This is a genomic window from Saccharopolyspora dendranthemae (assembly GCF_007829955.1).
Lineage (GTDB): Bacteria > Actinomycetota > Actinomycetes > Mycobacteriales > Pseudonocardiaceae > Saccharopolyspora > Saccharopolyspora dendranthemae.
On record NZ_VIWX01000002.1, the window covers coordinates 1,208,303 to 1,226,176 of the forward strand.

The 17,874-nt window shown below is 69.2% G+C and carries 14 protein-coding genes; 7 read left to right on the plus strand and 7 right to left on the minus strand.

Features of this window, described 5'->3' with window-relative positions; all coding sequences use genetic code 11:
• Positions 1–32: 32 nt before the first annotated feature.
• A complete protein-coding gene (gene ahcY, locus FHU35_RS14370) occupies positions 33–1,490 on the minus strand; it encodes an adenosylhomocysteinase (protein WP_145739510.1) in 1,458 nt (485 codons plus the stop codon).
• Between the two features lie 538 nt (positions 1,491–2,028).
• Here ahcY and FHU35_RS14375 point away from each other — a divergent pair.
• The 4 genes from FHU35_RS14375 to FHU35_RS14390 all read left to right on the plus strand — a co-directional run bounded on the left by FHU35_RS14375 (position 2,029) and on the right by FHU35_RS14390 (position 8,165).
• Positions 2,029–3,915: a glycosyltransferase gene (locus FHU35_RS14375; protein ID WP_186459416.1), complete on the plus strand. Its 1,887-nt coding sequence runs from the start codon at positions 2,029–2,031 to the stop codon at positions 3,913–3,915.
• A 3-nt stretch (positions 3,916–3,918) separates the two neighbouring features.
• A complete protein-coding gene (locus FHU35_RS14380) occupies positions 3,919–4,761 on the plus strand; it encodes a class I SAM-dependent methyltransferase (protein ID WP_342788506.1) in 843 nt (280 codons plus the stop codon).
• Between the two features lie 104 nt (positions 4,762–4,865).
• Positions 4,866–7,634 carry a sensor domain-containing protein gene (locus FHU35_RS14385; protein ID WP_145739516.1) on the plus strand — a complete coding sequence of 923 codons (2,769 nt, stop codon included), beginning with the start codon at positions 4,866–4,868 and terminating at the stop codon, positions 7,632–7,634.
• Positions 7,635–7,670: 36 nt separating this feature from the next.
• Complete coding sequence (locus FHU35_RS14390; RefSeq protein ID WP_145739518.1) at positions 7,671–8,165, plus strand: winged helix-turn-helix transcriptional regulator; 495 nt, start codon at positions 7,671–7,673, stop codon at positions 8,163–8,165.
• A 4-nt stretch (positions 8,166–8,169) separates the two neighbouring features.
• Here the strand turns inward: FHU35_RS14390 and FHU35_RS14395 are convergent, their stop codons facing one another.
• The 3 genes from FHU35_RS14395 to FHU35_RS14405 form a co-directional block, all read right to left on the minus strand.
• Positions 8,170–9,204: an LLM class flavin-dependent oxidoreductase gene (locus FHU35_RS14395; protein WP_145739520.1), complete on the minus strand. Its 1,035-nt coding sequence runs from the start codon at positions 9,202–9,204 to the stop codon at positions 8,170–8,172.
• Positions 9,204–9,716, minus strand: coding sequence for an SRPBCC family protein (locus FHU35_RS14400; protein WP_145739521.1), 513 nt, complete (start codon positions 9,714–9,716; stop codon positions 9,204–9,206). Before FHU35_RS14400 ends, FHU35_RS14395 begins: the two co-directional genes overlap by 1 nt.
• An 89-nt stretch (positions 9,717–9,805) precedes the next feature.
• Positions 9,806–10,303, minus strand: a complete 498-nt coding sequence (locus tag FHU35_RS14405; RefSeq protein ID WP_145739523.1) for an SRPBCC family protein — start codon at positions 10,301–10,303, stop codon at positions 9,806–9,808.
• 578 nt (positions 10,304–10,881) lie between these two features.
• Here FHU35_RS14405 and rpiA point away from each other — a divergent pair.
• Positions 10,882–11,634 carry a ribose-5-phosphate isomerase RpiA gene (gene rpiA, locus FHU35_RS14410; protein ID WP_145739525.1) on the plus strand — a complete coding sequence of 251 codons (753 nt, stop codon included), beginning with the start codon at positions 10,882–10,884 and terminating at the stop codon, positions 11,632–11,634.
• Between the two features lie 58 nt (positions 11,635–11,692).
• Here rpiA and FHU35_RS14415 read toward each other — a convergent pair whose 3' ends face one another.
• Positions 11,693–13,105, minus strand: a complete 1,413-nt coding sequence (locus FHU35_RS14415) for a selenium-binding protein SBP56-related protein (RefSeq protein ID WP_145739528.1) — start codon at positions 13,103–13,105, stop codon at positions 11,693–11,695.
• A 99-nt stretch (positions 13,106–13,204) separates the two neighbouring features.
• The gene (locus FHU35_RS14420) at positions 13,205–14,443 is read right to left on the minus strand and encodes a nucleotide sugar dehydrogenase (protein WP_246110295.1); all 1,239 of its coding nucleotides are present in this window, start codon (positions 14,441–14,443) and stop codon (positions 13,205–13,207) included.
• A gap of 409 nt (positions 14,444–14,852) precedes the next feature.
• Between FHU35_RS14420 and FHU35_RS14425 the strand changes: the two genes are divergently transcribed.
• Positions 14,853–15,050, plus strand: a complete 198-nt coding sequence (locus tag FHU35_RS14425; RefSeq protein ID WP_145739532.1) for a hypothetical protein — start codon at positions 14,853–14,855, stop codon at positions 15,048–15,050.
• Here the strand turns inward: FHU35_RS14425 and FHU35_RS14430 are convergent.
• Entirely contained in the window at positions 15,010–16,593 is a 1,584-nt protein-coding gene (locus FHU35_RS14430) for a glycosyltransferase family 2 protein (protein ID WP_186459417.1), read from the minus strand. The genes FHU35_RS14425 and FHU35_RS14430 overlap by 41 nt on opposite strands.
• Before the next feature lie 300 nt (positions 16,594–16,893).
• Between FHU35_RS14430 and FHU35_RS14435 the strand changes: the two genes are divergently transcribed.
• Positions 16,894–17,871 (plus strand): NAD-dependent epimerase/dehydratase family protein, encoded by a 978-nt coding sequence (locus tag FHU35_RS14435; RefSeq protein ID WP_145739536.1) that lies wholly within the window; start codon positions 16,894–16,896, stop codon positions 17,869–17,871.
• Positions 17,872–17,874: the final 3 nt, after the last annotated feature.

The window sequence follows — 17,874 nt, forward strand, 5'->3', positions numbered from 1 at the left end:
GGTGGGAGTCCAGGAGGCTCACGGCTGGTTGCTCAGTAGCGGTAGTGCTCGGGCTTGTAGGGCCCGTTGACGTCGACGCCGATGTACTCGGCCTGCGCCTTGGTCAGCTTGGTCAGCTTGACCCCGAGCGCGTCCAGGTGCAGACGCGCGACCTTCTCGTCGAGGTGCTTGGGCAGCACGTACACGTCCTTGGCGTACTCACCCGGCTTCGTGAACAGCTCGATCTGCGCGATCGTCTGGTTGGTGAAGCTGTTGGACATCACGAACGACGGGTGACCCGTCGCGTTGCCCAGGTTCAGCAAACGACCCTCCGACAACACGATGATGCTGTGCCCATCGGTGAACGTGTACTCGTGAACCTGCGGCTTGATCTCCAACTTCTGGACACCCGGAGTCTTCTCCAACCCCGCCATGTCGATCTCGTTGTCGAAGTGACCGATGTTGCCCACGATCGCCTGGTGCTTCATCTTCGCCATGTGATCAGCGGTGATGATGTCGTAATTACCCGTCGTGGTGATGAAGATGTCCGCGTACTCAACAACCTCATCCAGGGTCTTGACCTCGTAACCCTCCATCGCCGCCTGCAACGCGCAGATCGGGTCGATCTCGGTCACGATCACCCGGGCACCCTGACCCCGCAACGACTCCGCGGAACCCTTACCCACATCACCGAAACCGGCCACCACAGCGACCTTGCCACCGATGAGCACATCCGTGGCACGGTTGATGCCATCCACCAACGAGTGCCGGCACCCGTACTTGTTGTCGAACTTCGACTTCGTCACCGAGTCATTCACGTTGATCGCCGGGAACAACAGCTCCCCGGACTTCACCAACTCCACCAGCTTGTGCACACCAGTGGTGGTCTCCTCGGTCACACCCTTGATCTCACCCGCCAGCTTCGTGAACCGCTTACCATCCGCGGCCACCGACTTGCGCAACGTCTCCAGAACGACCTTGAACTCATCCGGGTCATCAGCCGCCGGCTGCGGCACCGCACCCGCAGCCTCGAACTCCACACCCTTGTGCACCAGCAGCGTCGCGTCGCCACCATCATCCAGGATCATGTTGGCGACCTTGCCGTCACCGAAATCCCACAGCTGGTCGGTGCACCACCAGTAGTCCTCCAGCGTCTCGCCCTTCCAGGCGAACACCGGAACACCCGCCGGAGCCTCCGGGGTGCCCTGACCCACCGCCACCGCCGCGGCAGCCTCGTCCTGGGTGGAGAAGATGTTGCACGACACCCACCGCACGTCCGCGCCCAGAGCGACCAGCGTCTCGATCAACACCGCCGTCTGCACCGTCATGTGCAACGAACCCGCAATCCGCGCACCCTTCAACGGCTGACTAGCAGCGAACTCCTTCCGCGTAGCCATCAGACCCGGCATCTCGTGCTCGGCCAAACGGATCTGATGCCGACCAGACTCAGCCAACCCCAGGTCCTTCACGGCGAACTCCAGGCCGTTGACCTTCTGCAACTTGACGCTCATGACTTTCCTTCCAGTGCAAGATCAGTTGACATACCCGTCCTACGTGGACGGTTGCGGCGAATGCCCGGACGCGATCACGCGGAGTCGGCGGAAATCCGGCTCAACGCGGCTTTCGCTCGTGGGGCAGCGGGCCGCGATCCCCCTCGCGACATCAAAATGGGCACCTCCGTCAGGAGGCGCCCTTACCGTGCTGTCCCTTTACCCCGCCGGCCGAGCGTGGCGGACCTGATGTCCGTTGCAGCGCCTCTCAGCCAGCGGTCGCGCTCCGGATCGGAGCGCATCGAGTCGGTCGAACCCGGCGTGACCAAAATTTTGGTGACGCTCGCGCGCTTTGTCAAGCGGGTCGATCACCGCGGCCGCCGCGAGCCCAACCCCACAAAGCGTCTCCCGTCCATCACCAGAACAGGTGATATCCGGCGTCCGGACCCTCGTGGCTTCTGAGCAATCGCGCGCGATCGCGCAGACTACTGGCGTCAATCCATTTAGGTCACAGCTAAAGAATGCGGCGCTCATGACACTTGTTGGCGGATTTCGTGAAGTGGACGAGAACGCGGCGCTCCCGGCCCACCGGCAGGAGGCGCTCCGCGAGGAGGACCCCGGTACGGCCATAGCCATGCGAACGTTCTTCACTCCGCCGTTCGCCGACCTGCCCGTCGATCTCTACGCCAAGATCGAGGACGGCGCCGCCACCCGGCATCGCACGGCCGTCACGGTCCACCCGCACAGCACGCTGTCGACCTCGACCTACTTCGGGCGCTTCCCCGCCAGCTACTGGCAGCGGTGGACCGCCGTCACCCGAGTGATCATCCGCGCGACGGTCAGCGGGGCCGGGATCGTGCGCGTCATGGCTTCCGATGCCAAGGGGGCCGGCCGAACCCTGCACACCGAGCGCGTCTCGGGCACCACCGAGTCCCAGGTGCAGTGGACCGCCGACATCGGCAAGTTCGCCGACGGCGGGGCGATCTGGCTGGACCTGATCACCGAAGCGGACCCGCTGCAGGTCGCCGACGTCGAGTGGCTGGTGCCGCACCCGCCGCGCAGCCGCCCCACTTCCGCGGTCATGTGCACCCACAACCGCCCGGACGACTGCCTCAACACGCTGCGCGCGCTGGCCGCCGACCCGGCCGCGATGCGCGCGCTCTCCGCCGTCTACGTGGTCGACCAGGGGGACGACACCCTCGAGTCGCGGGAGTCCTTCGACGCCGTCCGGGGAATGCTGGGCGGTCTGCTGCAGTACCGGCGGCAGCGCAACCTCGGTGGCGCGGGCGGGTTCACCCGCGGTCTGCACGAAACGCTGGCCGACGAGGACGCCGTGGTCAACGCGCTGTTCATGGACGACGACATCCTGCTGGAACCGGACACGCTGGTGCGGATGACGACCTTCGCCGACTCGGCCGTCGAGCCGGTCGTGGTCGGCTCCCAGATGCTCCAGCTGCTGCACCCGTACCGGATCCACGTCTCGGCCGAGCACGCCCGCTTCACGACCATCGAGCCGGGTTTGGCCGTCGACGGCGGCCTGGACCGCGCCGACCTCACCGAGGACCTGCAGGACCTCCGGGTCGACGCCGATTACAACGCCTGGTGGTGCTGCCTGCTGCCGTCGGAGATCGTGCGCGACGCCGGCTACCCCATCCCGATGTTCTTCCAGTGGGACGACGTGGAGTTCGGCTACCGCATCCGGGGCCGGGGGCACGCGACGATCACGCTGCCCGGCGCGGCGGTGTGGCACGCCGACTTCGACTGGAAGGACGAGGAGAGCTGGGTCCGCTACTTCACCCTCCGCAACGCGCTGATCATCGACGCGCTGCACGGCGACTTCAACCCGACGGCGAGCGCGAAGGTCTTCCTCCGCTGGACGGCCGAGTGCCTGGTGTCGATGCGGTACGCGCAGGCGGAGGTGCTCATCGCGGCGGTGCAGGACTTCCTGCGCGGTCCGGGCGTGCTGCGCGACGGCGACGCCGGAACCCTCCGGCGGATCGCCGCGATCCGCGCTCCTCACGCCGAGACCGCCCGGTACTCGCCCTCGCAGGTGCCCGGTCTGGGCGGCTCGTCCCGGCCCCTCGCCAAGGCCGGACCGGACCCGGCCCGACGTCGGCTGGTCCTGGCCAAGCGCCTGGTGTGGCACCTGCTCGGCAAGGTCGGCGGTTCCGCCTCCATCTCCTCCGGTGACGCTCACTGGTGGCACGTCGGCCTGTTCGAGACCGCGGTCGTCACCGACGCCTCCCAGGAATCGGTCTCGATCCGCCGGGTCGATCGCGACGAACTGCGCCGAGTCGGGAGGAAGGCGCTGCGCGCGGCATTGCGGCTGCGCCGGGAAGGAGAACGGGCGCGCGGCGCGTGGCGCGACGGCCACGGCGCGCTCACCGACAGGAAGAACTGGACGCGCCTGTTCCAGCTCGACGAAACCGACTCTTCCAAGGAGTAGATCGTGAACCTGCTGTCCCGCGCCCTCAAGCCCGTGCGAGTCGCCGCCCGGGAGAAGCTGCAGCGAGCGGTGTCCGACGCCGTCGCAGGCGTCGTCCGCCCGGAGGTCGACCGCGCCATCACCGCCACCCGCGACTTCGAGATGCGGTCCCGCCGCGACCTGTTCGCCGCCGGAGAACGCGACGCCGCCATCTCCACGGCACGCCTGGTGCACCAGGAGATGGCCTCGGCGCGGATGCTGCCGGACCCCATCGCCACCCTCAAGCACGCGCTGTCGCTGGCACCCGCCGACGGGATGGCGCTGGAGTTCGGCGTGTACTCCGGCACGACGCTGACCGAGATCGCGCGGTCCCGCAAGGGCGTCGACGTCTACGGCTTCGACTCGTTCGAGGGCCTGCCCGAGCACTGGCGCGCGGGCTTCCCGGAGGGCACCTTCGGCGGCGAGATGCTGCCCGACGGCCCGCCGAGGGTGAAGGGCGCCGAGCTGGTCGTCGGGTGGTTCGACGACACGCTGCCGAAGTTCCTGGAAGCCCACCGGGGCCCGGTATCGTTCCTGCACGTCGACTGCGACATCTACTCCTCCACCAAGACCGTTCTCGAGCTCGTCGGCCCTCGCCTGCGGCCGGGTAGCGTCGTGGTGTTCGACGAGTTCTTCAACTACCCGGGCTGGCAGTTCGGCGAGTACCGGGCTTGGGGCGAGCACGTCGACGCCACCGGTTGGAAGTTCTCCTACGAAGCGTTCACCATCGACAACGAGCAGGTGGCCGTCCGGCTGACCGACGTCGGTTCCCACGTTGACATCGAGCGGTTCGCCCCGGCTCCCCGCGCCGCGGTTCAGCACCGCTGATCCGTCGCCCCGCCCGCCTGGTGCCGGGCGGGCGGGGGCCGGGATTCACGAGCACGGGACCGGAGGAGAGTGGTCGTCGGCGTCCGCCTCGGAAGCGGAGGGCAATGACTGACAGCGACCGGCTGCACCGTGCCTACGGGCTGGACGAGGAGCTCCGCGACCTGGCGTGCGAGGTCAACCGCGCTGCGGCCTGGAGCTACCGGCTGTCCGACGGCGAGCTGCGCTGGTCGACGGGCATGGACGAGCTGCTGGAGGTCGGTGACGGCGGCGAGGACGAGCTCCGCGGCCGGCTGCGGGAGCTGATCGCACCTCTGTTGCACTCCGCGGAGACGCTGCAGGCTCCCGGCTCGCAATCGCTCGAGGAACCGTTCTCGACGTCCTCGGGCGAGCTGCGCGCGATCTTCCTGCGCTGCCGCACGGCGTTCGACCGCGGCGACCGCTGCCTGGTCGGGATCGCGGTGGACGTGGCGTCCCCGCTGAACGAGGACCGCCTCGACACCGACATCGCCGATCGCTACCGGCGGCTGGTCGAGATGAACCCGGACGCGGTGTGCGTGCACCAGGACGGCACGACCGTCTACGTCAACCCGGCCGGTGTCCGGATGATGCGCGCCACCTCCCCGGACGAGATCGTCGGCCACCCCATCACCGAATTCGTCGCCAAGCACGCGCAGGCGGAGCTGTTCTCGCGGTTGTCGGTGGCCAACGACCCCGGGACGACCACCGAGCCGGCCGAAGCCGAGATGATCCGGGTCGACGGCTCGCGGATGCTGGTCGAGTCGGTGGCGGTGCGCACGAGCTGGCACGGACGACCGGCCTTCCAGGTCATCCTGCGCGACGTGACCGCCCAGCGGGCGGCCGATGCGGCGCTGCGCTACCAGGCGGCGCTGGTCGAGCACGTCAACAACGCCATCATCGCCACCACCTGGCACGGCGTGGTGACCAGCTGGAACCCGGCCGCCGAAATGATCTACGGGTTCTCCGCCGATCAGGCTCGCGGACGCCCGACCAGCGATCTCGTGGGCGCGGACATCAACCCCGCGGCTTTGCTCGCCGTCGGCGGCACCACGGAGGCCAAGCACCGCCACGCCGACGGCTCGCCGGTGATGGTGCGGATCTCGGCTGCGGAGATGAGCAACGGGTACGTGCTGGTGTGCGCCGACGAGACGGCGCGGCGCACGGCCGAGAAGCGCTACGCGACCGTGGTCAGCCTCCTCGACGAGGGCGTGCTGATCATCGATTCGAACGGCCGGATCGTGATGGCCAACCCGGCGGCGACGGCCATCCTGGGCACCGCGGAGGACGATCTGGTGGGCACGGACCCGCAGTCCTGGGTGGCCTTCGACGAGGAGGACAACCGGCTGCCGCAGGCGCCGTCCTTGCAGACGCGCTTCACCGGCGAGCCGGAGAACCGCCGGGTGGCGCGCTTCGTCCGCCCGGACGGGACCAGCGCGTGGCTGGCGATCTCGGCGCGCTCGCTGACCCCGGACGACTCCCCACCGCACCGGACGATGGTGTCGTTCACCGACATCACCGAGCCGCGCGCGTTCCGCAAGCAGCTGGAGCGGGAGGCCACCCACGATCCGCTGACCGGGCTGGCGAACCGGACGATGGTGCTGCGCCGGCTGCAGAACGCGATGCGCGAGCACGACCGCACCACGCCGACCGGCGTGATGTTCATCGACCTGGACAAGTTCAAGATCATCAACGACTCGCTCGGGCACGTCGTCGGCGACGAGGTCCTGCGGGTGGCCGGTGAGCGGTTGCGGTCGGTGATGGACTCCGACGAGCACGTCGGCAGGCACGGCGGTGACGAGTTCGTGGTGCTGGTGCACGACGAGGAGGACCCGGCGCGGTTGCACGCGCTGGCCGACCGGATCCGGCGGCGCCTGACCGAACCGATCATGGTCGAGGGCAGGCACCTGCACGTCGACGCCAGCATCGGGATCGTGCTCGTCCCTCCCGACGACTCCCGCACCGCGGAGGACGTGCTGCGCGACGCGGACGTGGCCATGTACGAGGCCAAGACGCGCGGCCGCGGGCGGGTGGCGTTCTTCGACGTCCAGCTGCGCGAGCGCCTGCAGCGCTTCCTGGAGCTGGAGCAGGACCTGCGCTCGGCGGTCGAGAACGGCGAGCTGTGGCTCGCCTACCAGCCCATCGTCAACCTGCACGCCAACCGGGTGAGCGGGGTCGAAGCGCTGCTGCGCTGGACGCACCCGGTGCACGGAACGGTCTCGCCGGAGGAGTTCATCCCGATGGCGGAGGAGAGCGACCTGATCCACCACATCGGCGCGTGGGCGCTGTCCACGGCGGTGGAGGAGATCGCCCGGTTCCGGACGCGCTACGACCTCGACCTGCAGGTGAAGGCCAACCTGTCGGTGCGGCAGCTCGAAGATCCCGCTCTTCCCGAATCCGTGGACGAGGCCCTGCGCAAGACCGGGTTGTCGGCGAAGTCGCTGTCGCTGGAGATCACCGAGAGCGCGCTCATGCACGATCCGGCCACGGCGACGCGGATGCTGCAGGAACTGCGCCGCTACGGCGTGCAACTGGCCATCGACGACTTCGGCACGGGCTACTCCTCGCTGGCGCAGCTGCTCCGGCTGCCGCTGGACTCGTTGAAGATCGACCGGTCGTTCATCGTCGGCATCGCCCACTCCCACGACGCGGCGGCGCTGGTCAACAGCATCATGGCGATGGCGCACGCGGTCGATCTCGCGGTGATCGCCGAAGGCGTGGAGACCGCCGAGCAGCTGGAGGTGCTGCGGCGGTCGGGCTGCGACCAGGCGCAGGGGTACTACATGAGCCGACCTGTACCGGTCGGCGACCTGGCCGAGGCGATCGAGCGCGCCGACCGCCGCACCAGGCGGGAATGAGGCGGGTTGCGTCACGCAACCCGTATCCTGCGAGTCATGCGGCGGACGTCTCTGGCTCACTGGCCCTGTTCGATCGCGCGCGCCCTCGACCTGCTGGGCGACCAGTGGACTCCGCTGGTGCTCCGGGAGGCGTTCTACGGCATCCGGCGCTTCGACGACTTCCAGCAATCGCTGGGCATCGCGCGCAACACGCTCGCCGAACGACTGCGCCGACTCGTCGACGAAGGGTTGTTCGACAAGAACGCCTACCAGGACGAGCCCCCGCGGTACGACTACGTGCTCACCGAGAAGGGCCTCGACTTCTACGGCGTGCTGGCCGTCATGTCCCGCTGGGGCGACCGCTGGCTCTCCGAGGACGCGGGCGCACCCGTGGTGCTGCACCACCGGACGTGCGGCCACGACACGCACGCCGAGGTGGTCTGCGCGGCCTGCGGCGAGCCGTTGCGCGCCGAGGAGACCGCGGCCCACCTCGGGCCCGGGTACCCCGCCCGGCTCGCCGAGCGGCCCGACGTGCGGGCGCGGTTCGGCTGAGCCCTCACAGCTCCCGGACCAGGTCCAGCGCCCGCCCCAGTGTGGTGAGCCGCTCGTCGAGGGTGTCTCCCGCCGGGTAGAACCGGACGGCCTTCACCCCTGCGTCCCGCCAGACGCGCAGCCGTTCCCGCACCCTCTCCTCGGTGCCGATCAGGGTCGTGCCCAGCACCATCTCGTCGGTGACCAGCTCTGCGGCACCCTCGCGGTCGCCCGCCTGCCAGCGCTCGCGCACGGCCTCGGCGACCGCGTGCCAGCCCTGCCGGGCGTAGGCGCGGTGGTAGAAGTTGGTCTTGGCCGAGCCCATGCCGCCGAGCGAGAAGGCCAGTTCCCTCTTGCGCGGCGCCAGCACGTCGCTCAGCTCGCCGGGATCGGCGACGAAGGCGACCTCGGCGCCCTGGCTGATGTCGAGCTCGTCGCGGCTGCGGCCGGCCTTGGCCAGCCCCGCGTCGAGGTGTTCGAAGTAGGCCGAGGCACCTTCCGGCACGAAGCTGGTGCCCAGCCAGCCGTCGGCGATCTCGCCGGTGAGCTCCAGCATCTTCGGCGACAGGGTGGCCAGGTGCACGGGCACGTCCACCGGCGGGATCGACACCCGCATCGGCCTGGACTCCCCTGCGCGCGGGATGGTGAAGTGCTCGCCGCTGTGCGTGATCTTCTCCCCGGCGAACACCTGCCGCACGACCTGCACGGTCTCGCGCATCCGCCCGAGCGGGCGGGCGAAGTCGACGCCGTGCAGCCCTTCGATCACCTGCGGCCCCGAGGCGCCCAGGCCGAGGTGGAACCTCCCGTCCGACAGGTGCGCGAGGGTCATCGCGGCCTGCGCGATGGCGACCGGTGTGCGCGTGCCCAGCTGCACGATGCCCGAGCCGAGGTGGAGGGTTTCGGTGCGCGCGGCCAGGTACCCGAGCGCGGAGGGCGCGTCGGAGCCCCAGGCTTCGGCCACCCAGCACATGTCCAGGCCGAGCTTCTCGGCTTCGCGGACGAACTCGACCGTCTCGCGCCAGTCACCACCGGAGGCCTCGATCGTGGTGGCGGTGCGCATCAGGCGGCCGTTTCCGCGAGCTGCTTGATGCCGGCGAGGTTGGTGGTCAGGCTCCGCTCGAAGTCGCGCAGCCGGACGAAGACGATCTTCTGCTCCTTCTCCGGCATCCGCTCGATCGCCAGGGACAGCCCTGAGGGAGCCGGGCCTATCTGCGCCCACTGGCTCAGGTGCGTGCCTCCGTCCTCGGGCCGGAGCGCGAACCTCCAGGACGCCATCGGGTTCTCGGGGTCCTTGACCGCCCACCCGAAGGCCCGCTCGGGTTCGAACACGACGACGTGCGAGGTCGTGGTCCACTCCCCCAGCGCGTCGTTGCGGTTGCGCCCGGTGAACCTGGCTCCCAGCGACGGCCCCTCGGCGCCGTCGAGCCAGTGGATCTCCTGCAGCTCCTCGCTCATCCGGGCGATCAGCTGCATGTCGGTGATCAGTTCCCACACCCGTCGCGGCGGGGAGTCGATCCAGGTCTCGACCTCGACCGAAGGCCCGTCCGCGTAGCGCGCGCCAGTCCACTCCATGCCCGTCGGCCTCCTCAACGTACGGCGTTGACCAGTAGGGTTTCGTGATGCAACCCGCATTGTCAACTACCGCACGATGAGGACGCCGTTCAGCTCAAGCGCGACGGAGAAGGCGAGACCGGTATCGGCACCGACACCTGCGGGAGCACGACCTCGCGGCCGGCCTCCAGCGCCTCCTTGACCTCGGCGACCACTTCCCGGCTGGACGTCGAACAGGCGAACGCAGCGCGTGCGTGCTCGCTGATCACGGCGTGATCGCACACCTCGATCTCCACGTGCCGGAACACGTGCGTCATGCCTTCGACCTCGGAGAAGCTGTAGGTGATGGTCACCGAGGACGCGCGATCGTCGGCCCGGGACCGGACGATCCACCGCCTCCCCGGTTCGGCCTCCAACACCGACCAGTCGTCACCTCGGACTCCCCGCCAGACCGTGCCCTCGGGCTGCCTGCCCGGCGGGACGAGTGTCCACCCTGGATCGGTCACCAGCCGGCTCTCCTCCCAATTGGCCGGATTGGTGATGTAGCTGTAGACGTCCGCGGCCGAACATTCGATGTCGGTCTCGGCCATCGTCGAATAGAAGGGCATGGCTCAAGCGTCCTTCCACTCAATTTTCGCTCCGGACGCGCCGCGACCGGATTACCCCCACCGGGACCATTGTTGGGCCCGAAAGGGAATCAGCAACTCGATCGGAGCGCGCAGTCGATGTCCCAGGCACGCCACCGGGCGGCCCCAGTGGTGCGGAACACATCTGCCGGCGCCCTCGAAAAGCGCTGGAGCGTAGCCGGTTTCAAGACGCTCCGGCCCGCACGTCCGACGGCGGCCGGACGCCGTCGCGAAGATCCGCGCGAGCCTACCGAACGAGGCGTCTCCGGCAAGACGGCGAGTTCGCTTCACATCGCCTCCGAGAAGTCCGTGACCCGCACATTCGTTGCGTCGGCAACATCAGGACTTCTCCGCGTCGACGTCACCCGGTGGGGTGTGTTTCCAGATCGATTCCGAAGTCCGCGACGGGGTCCGTCACGGACGCGCTCACGAGCCGGAACGGACGTGAAGCCCGACCGCGCGAAGGCCTGCGACCAGCACATGTACCGTGACTGGCGAACCCACCGGCCCGGCCCGCCGGGCGGTGATCCGCAGGAGCGTCCACAGGAGACTCACCACCGATGCAACCGAGTAACGAGCAGGACCGGGCGAAGTGGGCCGCGGGTACGGCCGTCATCGACGCCTACATCCGTGACGGCATGAAGCTCGGCCTGGGCTCGGGCACCACCTCGCACTGGTTCGTCCGCGCGTTGGGCGAAGCGGTGTCGAACGGCCTCACCGTGGTGGGCGTGCCCACCTCGACCGGCACCCGTGATCTGGCGCTCGAGGTCGGCGTGCCGCTGACGACGCTCGCCGAGGTCGGCAGGCTCGACCTCACGGTCGACGGCGCCGACGAGATCGACCCCGCGGGCCACATGATCAAGGGCGGCGGCGCCTGCCTCCTCTGGGAGCGCATCATCGCCGACACCTCCGAGAAGATGGTCTGCGTCGTCGACGAGGGCAAGGTCGTCGATCAGCTCGGCAAGTTCCCGCTGCCCATCGAGGTCGTGCAGTACGAGTGGCAGGCCACCGAGCGCGCCATCGGCGCGCTGCTGGAGAAGGTCGGCCAGCCCGGGGTCGAGCTGACCCGTCGCGAGAAGGACGGCGGCCCGCTGGTCACCGACAGCGGCAACTTCATCCTCGACGCGCACCTCGAGGCGATCAAGGACCCGATCGCGCTGGACTCGCAGCTCAACTGGATCCCCGGTGTGGTGGAGAACGGCCTGTTCACCGGCATCGCGGCCGAGGTCGTGATCGGCCGCGGCGACGGCAGCCACGAGATCCGCGACGTCTCCGCGACGCCGTCGGCCCGCCCGTCGACGCGCGGTCGCTGAATCGCCGACTCGTGAGAGGGGCCGTGAGCATCGCTCACGGCCCCTCTTCGCGTCTGCGTCACCTCGCGTGGCAGTAGGAGTCCGATGAGGCGTCGCCGCCCTGGAGGCGGACCTGGTGAGCGCGGCGCCCTCGGAAGTCATCGCCGCGCGGGAAGAACCCCTCGTCGACGGTCAGGCCGCCGCGCTGCGGATCGGTGACGACCTTGGCCATCCACGCCCCGACGCCGTCCGGGTAGAACTGGTCGTCCCACGACCCGTAGAGCGAGTTGGTCAGGTAGATTCGCTCGCCGTCCCGGCTGACCTCGACCATCTGCGGTCCTCCCGACAGCGGCCGGTCGGGTTCGGCCGGGTGCGCGACCCGGCCGACGATCCCCCCGAGACGGACCGACCCCGTCTCACGCGGCTGGGCGGGATCGCTGACGTCGTACTGCTTGAGCTCCCCGGTCCCCCAGCAGGAGACGTAGAGGAACCGATCGTCGACGGAGAGGTTGATGTCGGTGACCAGCGGCGGTACCGCGCCGAAGGGCTTCAGCGCGGGCGGCAGCCGATCCGCGTCGGCGGGTGCCGCGGGAACCGTGATGACCTTGTCCGCCCTCCAGCGATCGCCCTCGCGGGACCAGCGCCAGACCGAGGCCGACAGGTCGTCGGTGTTGGTCACGACGCCGGCGAAGCCCCAGGTGGCGTTCGGGTCGTGGGAGGGCCGGAGCTCCAGCACCATCTGGTTCTCGGCGCCCAGATCCACCCGCTGCACGTGCCTGCCCTCGGCCAGGTCCCAGAAGTGCAGGGCATGGCCGTACTCCTTGCCCAGCAGCAGCTCGGGAACCAGGCCGTCCTCGACCATCGACGGCGTGCCCCACTCGCTGCTGATCAACGTGTTCTGGTTGAGGTGCCACCAGGCGTCGTAGGCCAGCTGCTGCGGTCCCCGGTCGGCCTCCCAGGCGCGCACCACCTCGAAGGTGTCGTGGTCGAGCACCGCGATGCCGCCTGGGCCTCCGTCCCCGCGGGCCGTGCCGAGGCAGGAGAGGTAGATCCCGTCCGGACCGCAGTGCAGGGTGTGCGGGCGCGAGTACCCGGCCTTGTCGGCCAGCTCCTCGGCGCTGATCGTGCGCACCAGGCGGGGCTGCTTCGGGTCCGGGTGCGTGTCGAACACGTGCACCGTCGATGAGCGCAGGCCGGGCAGCAGCAGGTACCGCCGCTGCAGACCGTCGGTGTGGTGGCCGGCGTGGGCGAACGCGCTGCTGCAGGCGTTCCACCCGAAGTGGTGCAGCTCGTCGCCCTTGGTCGGCAGCTCCACCCACCCCACGACCCGGCCGTGCTCGGGAGAGTCGCGAGCCGTGTCGATGACCGCGAGCGCATCGGGCTGCTGGGCCTGGCGATCGAAGGTGACCACGTAGGCCAGCTCTTCCGGTGGCGCGGCGATCGCTTCGGCGGGACTGCGGTAGAAGGTCGGATCGACCGCGGGTGTGCTCATCTCTTCCTCCTCGGGAGATGGCGTTCGGTCGGTCCAGCATGGTCCCGCAGCCCCACCGCAGCGACCTTGCCCGCGAACAGCGGCGGCAGGGGTGGTGCTCTACAGGTGGGCGCAGCGCAGCTCCGGGCTGAGCCGGTAGGTGGTGTCCAGGACGACGTCCTGGCCGCTCAGCCACGTCAGGTCCTCCCCGGGGTGCGGGGTGTGGACGATGACGAGGTCCCAGTCCTCGGATGCCACGTCCGTCCCGGAGAGCAGCGTGGATTCACCCACCCGGACGGCGGGCACGAGCGGGTCGGCGTAGGCCACCCGGGCGCCGAGCGAGGTCAGCCCGGCCATGATCTCCAGCGCCGGGGACTCGCGGACGTCGGCGACCCCTGGCTTGTAGGCCACTCCCAGCACCAGCACGCGCGCGCCCGCGAACGCCTTGCCGCGATCGGCGAGCAGGTACCGGGCGCGGTCCACCACCCTCTGCGGGCGCGCCGCGATCGCACCCATCGCCGCGTTCATCAGCGGCGCGGGCAGGCGCTGGGCGCGCAGCTGCCAGAGCAGGTAGTGGGTGTCGCAGGGGATGCAATGCCCTCCGACCCCGGGACCGGGGTGGAACGGCATGAACCCGTAGGGCTTGGTGGCCGCCGCTTCGATGACCTCGATCGGGTCGACATCGAAGGCGTGGCAGCTGTCGGCGAATTCGTTGATCATCGCGATGTTGACCGCGCGGAAGCTGTTCTCCAGCAGCTTGGTCAGCTCGGCCGACTCCGGGGACGAGACGGTGTGCACCGCGGCGGTCGTGCCCTGCAGCGCTTCCTGCGCCCGGCGACCGCACTCGGCGGTCACCCCGCCGACGATGCGCGGTGTCGCGCGCCGGTCGTGGCGGGTGACCCCGGGGTCGATGCGTTCGGGGCTGAAGGCGACGTAGACGTCCTCGCCCGCGGTCCAGCCGTTGCGGTGCCGCAGCGGTTCGGCGATCAGGTCCCGGGTGCACCCCACGTACGTCGTGGACGTCAGCACGATCGTCTGTCCCGCGCGGGCGTTGGCGACCACCGATGCGCAGGCGGCGGTCAGCGCGCGCATGTCGGGAACCAGGTGGCTGTCCACCGGGGTCGGCACCGAGATCAGCACGAGATCGGCCTCGGCGACCGCGGCCGCGTTGGTGGTCACCACCAATTCACCGCCGGCGAGGCAGCGATCGAGCCGTTCGTGATCGGCCTCCGACAGATCGACCTGGTCCGCCTTGATCGCCAGCAGCCGTGCTTCGTCGATGTCGACACCGGTCACCGCGACACCGGAATCGGCGAGCGACAACGCCGTCGGCAGGCCGACGTACCCCAGCCCTACCACCACGGCGTTGGTGGGTTTGGGCGGGGACGGAGCCAGCAGACGCGCAGGCGTTGGTGAGTTCGGCCCTGCCCCATGAATGTTCACTGTGCTCATCACCGGGGACTCCTCGATGCGCTCGCTTCGCGTTCCACAAGAGGCGCTCCGCGCGGTCGGATTCACCGCCCGGTCGAAGCGTTTTCCGGCGTCGCCACCGGATGTCGTACCGCCGACGTGCATTTCGCGCCGACCTGAGGTGTTGACCACCGTGCACCAGCGTGGTGCGGCACCCCAGAGGAGAAAGACCCGGAACAATCAAGTTCAGGACTTATGCCTCGGCTTTCGCACGCGGGCCCGACGCACAATCGAGGCGTCACGCCGGTGGGACGCTGACGCCCGCCCGCCACGACCGGTCCCGCGCGAGGAGGTCCTCATGGACCGACAGCAGTGGGATCGTCACGACATCGCCGCATACCTCGGGATTCAGGTCGGTTCGGTCAACGCCTGGCTCTCCCGGCACGGCATCGCGCCGGTCGCGAGACGGCCCGCGGGTCGCGGTGCGCTGGCGAACCTCTACGACGCCGAGGAGATCACACGCGTCCGTGAGGCCGGTCGCGGGTGGCGGGACTGACCCCTGCCCGCCGCTTCCCGGGACGATGCCGCCACGTGGTGGTGGCGAGCGCCGGCGCGAGCAGCAGGCCGGCGACCAGCAGCACGTTGAGCACCCCCGTCAGCGCCAGCCCCACCACGGCGATCACCGGCAGCACCGCAGCGGCGTCCAGCAGCACGACCCGCCGGGTCCTCGCGTTTGAGTCCCCGGCCGGTGCGGGCTCGGGAGCGGGCCCGGCGGCCGACTCGGCACCGGGAGTCCCCTCGGAGACCGTCGCCGGGTCCGGCGAGCCGGATTCCGGCCCAGCGGCCTGGGCCAGCCGGCGGGGGCTGGTCCAGATCCCGCTCGACTGGGCGCGCCACAGCCGGTACAGCGTCCACATCGTGGCTGCGGCCTCCACCACCCGCACCAGCAGGAACCCCACGCCGTAGACGAGCAGGCTCGGGCGCCTGCGCAACGCGGCCACCACGCAGGTGATCAGGTAGTCCGGCAGGAACAGGAACAGCACCAGGTTGAACGGGGTCATCAGCGGTGCCAAGAACGAGTGGACCTCCCGGTACACCGGCCAATCGAGCACCCAGCCCGCAGTCAGCGGCACCAGCGCCATCAGCACGCCGCAGCAGGCCAGCGCGAGGATGATCAGGCTGGACGTGACGATCTCCAGCATGAAGAACGCCGTGGCGAACCAGAACCGGCCGAACCACGCGCCGTGCCTGCGCAGGGTCTGCCACAGCCCCAGAGCCCAGCGCCGCACCTGCCGGTAGTAGTCCCTGAGGTTGTCCGGATCATCCGTCGTCGCGTGCACCGCCGGCGAGAAGGCGATCTTGCCGAGCCGCTTGTGGTGCAGCTCGAAGGTCATGTTGAAGTCCTCGATGATCAGACCCGGCGGGTTGAGGTCCATGTGCGGCAGGGCCGACGTCCGGTACATGCTGGCGAATCCGGGAACGATGGGTGTCACGTTGATGTAGCGCCAGGACTGCCCGTAGCGCATCCACTGCATGATGGTCCACAACCGCGCGCGGTAGGAGATCAGCAGACGTCCGAGGAAGGTGTGCTCCTGCGGGTCCCACGGGGTGTGGACGCAGCCGGCGACGGCGGCGTAGCGCGGATCGTCCAGCAGCGGCAGCCCGTGGGTGAGGTAGTCGGAGTCGATCTCGGTGTCCGCGTCGATGATCAGCAGCGCCGCGAACCGGCCGGTGATGTCGAAGTGACCGATCGCCGCCTCGATCGCCCCCGCCTTGCCGCGGCCCGGGGTGATCTCCAGGACCCGGACCCCGTGAGCGGCGGCGACTTCCGGCGTGCGATCGCTGCACCCGTCGGCGAGGACGTGGACGTTGGCCGCTGGGACGATCCGCAGCGCCGAGGTGATGGACTTGGCGATGCCGCCCTCCTCGTCGTGGGCCGGGATGACGACCGCGACCTGATCAGGACGCATCCTCGTCGGAGGCGCTTCCGCGTCTTGGCGGGCCGACCTGCGGTTGTCGTCGAAGCGGCGGAGGAACGCGATCATCGTCCACGCCGGAACGTTGATCCCGAACACGAGGAACAGCAGGGCCCATTCCACCGCGCTCACCTCATTCCCGTTGAATTCCCACGAATCACTCCCGCCATGCGACAACGACGCGCCCCGCCTCGACAAGTGCTTTTCACCCGTTCGGGTAGTCATTCTTTTCGACCCTGATTTCAGTGCCACATCGTGGTGCACAGTTGTTTCATCGGGCCGATCGGAGACCCTCGGGAGTCGAGACTCCCGCACCGTGCGGGAACGCGGCAGGAATCGCTTCTTCGCAGTTCAACGCCATACAGGTTCACCCTGACCAGGAGGGTCAACACCTCCAGAACCCCTCGATGACGCGGGGATGCCATGCGTTTCTTGATTACCGGCGGCGCCGGATTCATCGGTTCCCATCTCACCCGTTTCCTGATTTCAGAAGGGCACAAAGTCCTGGTTCTCGACAATTTCAGCACCGGCAGTCCGGGGAATCTGAATTCGGAACCGGGAACTCCGGCACCGGAGGTCGTCGACGGTTCCGCGTGCGACCGGAAGCTGGTCGACGAGTGCACCGGACGGGTCGACGCGGTGTTCCACCTCGCCGCTGCCGTCGGGACCTTCACCATCGCCCGGCGGACCATCGAGAGCCTCCGCACCAACCTGCTGGGGACCGAAGCCGTGGTGGAAGCCGCCTGCGAGCACCGGATCCCGCTGCTGCTGTCGTCGACCAGCGAGGTCTACGGCCTCAACCCCAAGCCCGGCCTCACCGAGGAGGACGACCGGATCCTCGGCTCTCCCCCGCACAGCCGGTGGTCCTACGCCGAGGCCAAATCGGTCGACGAGACCATCGCCCGCGCCCACGCCGTCGAGCACGGCCTGGACGTGGTGATCGCACGGCTGTTCAACACGGTCGGCCCCGGCCAGAGCGGCGAGTACGGAATGGTGATCCCCCGCTTCGCTCGGCAGGCGCTGGCGGGCGAACCGCTCACGGTCTTCGGCGACGGCAGCCAGATCCGCTGCTTCTGCCACGTGCTCGACGTCGTGCCCGCGCTGGTCGCGCTGCTGCGCGACCGCGAGGCGCGCGGTCAGGTGTTCAACGTGGGCGGGTCCGAGCCCGTGCGGATCGAGCAGCTCGCCAGGCGCGTCGTCGAGATCACCGGTTCTCCGGGCGGCATCGTGCACGTGCCCTACGACGCGTTCTTCGAGCCCGGCTACCGGGACACGCCGAGCCGGATCCCGGACTGCTCGAAAGCACGAGCGCGCATCGGTTTTCGGCCCTCCCGGGATCTCGACGAGATCATCCGCTCGGTCGTCGCCGACCAGCGCGCGCACGTGGTGAGCGGGAGTTGAGCG

Bases quoted from the DNA above. Each gene is read 5' to 3' on its own strand.
- FHU35_RS14385 (WP_145739516.1), top strand. From the start codon at position 4,866: ATGACTGACAGCGACCGGCTGCACCGTGCCTACGGGCTGGACGAGGAG.
- FHU35_RS14435 (WP_145739536.1), top strand. From the start codon at position 16,894: ATGCGTTTCTTGATTACCGGCGGCGCCGGATTCATCGGTTCCCATCTC.
- FHU35_RS14405 (WP_145739523.1), bottom strand. From the start codon at position 10,303: ATGCCCTTCTATTCGACGATGGCCGAGACCGACATCGAATGTTCGGCC.
- ahcY (WP_145739510.1), bottom strand. From the start codon at position 1,490: ATGAGCGTCAAGTTGCAGAAGGTCAACGGCCTGGAGTTCGCCGTGAAG.
- FHU35_RS14400 (WP_145739521.1), bottom strand. From the start codon at position 9,716: ATGGAGTGGACTGGCGCGCGCTACGCGGACGGGCCTTCGGTCGAGGTC.
- FHU35_RS14415 (WP_145739528.1), bottom strand. From the start codon at position 13,105: ATGAGCACACCCGCGGTCGATCCGACCTTCTACCGCAGTCCCGCCGAA.
- FHU35_RS14390 (WP_145739518.1), top strand. From the start codon at position 7,671: ATGCGGCGGACGTCTCTGGCTCACTGGCCCTGTTCGATCGCGCGCGCC.
- rpiA (WP_145739525.1), top strand. From the start codon at position 10,882: ATGCAACCGAGTAACGAGCAGGACCGGGCGAAGTGGGCCGCGGGTACG.
- FHU35_RS14395 (WP_145739520.1), bottom strand. From the start codon at position 9,204: ATGCGCACCGCCACCACGATCGAGGCCTCCGGTGGTGACTGGCGCGAG.
- FHU35_RS14425 (WP_145739532.1), top strand. From the start codon at position 14,853: ATGGACCGACAGCAGTGGGATCGTCACGACATCGCCGCATACCTCGGG.